The sequence below is a fragment of the Streptomyces sp. NPDC060209 genome, assembly GCF_042728155.1.
In the GTDB taxonomy this organism is placed as follows: domain Bacteria; phylum Actinomycetota; class Actinomycetes; order Streptomycetales; family Streptomycetaceae; genus Streptomyces.
On sequence record NZ_JBHWZS010000545.1, the window covers coordinates 1 to 2195 of the forward strand.

Here is a 2195-nt window from a genome sequence, read left to right on the forward strand (position 1 = left end):
GCCCTGGGGGACGGGCCCGTCCCCCAGGGCGCCGCGGCGGGGTGTTCCCCCGTCCGGCTACGCGTCGGCGTGCGGGAAGGGCGTGCCCCCGGACGCCACGCGGAGCACGGCGACCCCCCGCGAGGGCAGGACCAGGCCGCCCTCGACGGCCTGCGAGGCCCCTGTGAGAACCTCTCCGGCCACCGCGTCGAAGTCCACGGGCTCATCCGTACGGTTCACGAGGAACCAGTACGCGTGGGAACCGTCGGTCCGCACGGTCAGCTCCACCCGCCCGCGCACATCGGCGGGCAGTTCGCTGACCACGCCGGCCCCGGCGAGCAGGGGCCGCAGCACGTCGGGCAGCCCGTGGCTGCCCAGCCGCGTGGAGACGTAGGCGGCGGAACCGCCGTCCGCCAGGGCCCGCCGGGTGATGGCGGGGCGCCCCTCCTGGTCCCCGGTCGCGTAACGCGCGAGCACCGTGACCTCGGGGTCGGTCAGGTCGATCCGGTCGGTCCACAGCGTGCCGGTCAGACCGTTGTCGAGTCGTACGTCCACGTCCTCCAGCAGGGGGCCGAACTCCTCGATGCGGATGCCCAGCAGACCGCGCAGCGCTCCCGGGTATCCGCCGAGGTGGACATGGTCGTTCTCGTCGACGACACCCGAGTAGTAGGTGGTGACGAGATGGCCGCCGCCGCGCACATAGGCGTCCAGCCGGTCGGCCAGGACCCGGGGGACGACGTGCAGGACGGGGGCCGCGACGAAGTCGTAGCCGGTGAGGTCGGTCGCGGTGGTGACGACGTCCACCCGGACGCCCAGGGCCAGGAAGGCCGAGTACCAGTCGAGCGCCTCCTGCCGGTAGCGCAGCAGGGAGGACGGCTGGGAGTCGCGTTCGACGGCCCACCAGGATTCCCAGTCGTACACCAGTGCCGCGCGGGCCGGCTCCCGTACGGAGCCGGTGACCGGGGTGAGTGTCTCCAGCGTCCGGCCGAGGGCGGCCACCGCACGGAACACCTCACTGTCCGGACCGGCATGGGGCACCATCGCGGAGTGGTGCTTCTCGGCACCGGCGGCGGACTGGCGCCACTGGAAGAAGCAGACCGCGTCGGCTCCGTGGGCGACGTGGACGAGGGAGTCACGGGCGAGCTCGCCCGGGCGCTTGGCGACGTTGACGGGCTGCCAGTTGACCGCGCTCGTCGAGTGCTCCATCAGGAACCACGGCTTGCCCCGGGCGATGGAGTGCGTGAGGGCGGCGGAGAAGGAGAGCTCGTCGAGGCGCTGCGGCCCGGGGTGGGCGTAGTGGTCGTTGGAGACGAAGTCGATCTCTTCCGCCCAGTCGGGGTAGTTCATGCCCTTGGTGTCACCCATCACCATGAAGTTGGTGGTGGCGGGGATCTCGGGGGTGATCCGGCGCAGTACCTCCCGTTCGGCCCGGAGGTAGTCCTTCAGCGCGTCGGAGGAGAAGCGCTTGAAGTCGAGCTGCTGGGTCGGGTTGGCGTGGCTCGCGGCCAGTCGCGGCGGCTGGATCTGCTCCCAGTCCCCGTAGTGCTGCGACCAGAAGGAGGTCGCCCAGGCCCGGTTGAGCTCGTCCAGTGTGACGTAGCGGGTGCGAAGCCAGTCTCGGAAGGCCTGGGCGGCGTCGTCGGAGTAGTCGTAGATGTTGTGGCAGCCGAGCTCGTTGGAGATGTGCCAGGCGACCACGGCGGGATGGTCCGCGTAGCGGGTGGCCATGGCCTCCACCAGCCTCAGCGCGTACGTGCGGAAGACGGGTGAGGTGGGCCGCCAGTGCTGTCGCGCGCCTTGGGAGAGGGTCTCACCGGTACGGGTGACCGGCAGGATCTCCGGGTGCAGGGTGGTGAGCCAGGGCGGCGGCGAGGCGGTGGCGGTGGCGAGGTCCACCGCGATCCCGTTGTCGTGGAGCAGATCGAGTACCTCGTCCAGCCAGTCGAAGTCCCACCGGTCCTCGGCCGGTTGCAGACGCGCCCAGGAGAAGATGGCGACGGAGACCACGGTGACCCCGGCCTCGCGCATCAGCCGGACGTCTTCCTTCCACACCTCGCGCGGCCACTGCTCCGGGTTGTAGTCGGCCCCGTAGGCGAAGCTCGCCGGGCGGTCGTCGGAGGGCGGGCGCAGCCAGTGGCGCTCGGAGGCGGGGGTCATGATGATCCTTCGGGATACGAGGTGCGGGTACGGCACGGGGCGGCCGCCCATCGGAAGGG

At 71.3% G+C, this 2195-nt stretch carries 1 protein-coding gene; it reads right to left on the reverse strand.

Going from position 1 to position 2195, the window contains the following annotated elements; translation table 11 throughout:
• Nucleotides 1-57 precede the first annotated feature (57 nt).
• Nucleotides 58-2136 (reverse strand): beta-galactosidase, encoded by a 2079-nt coding sequence (locus ACFWFI_RS42420; RefSeq protein ID WP_387401259.1) that lies wholly within the window; start codon nucleotides 2134-2136, stop codon nucleotides 58-60.
• Nucleotides 2137-2195 lie beyond the last annotated feature (59 nt).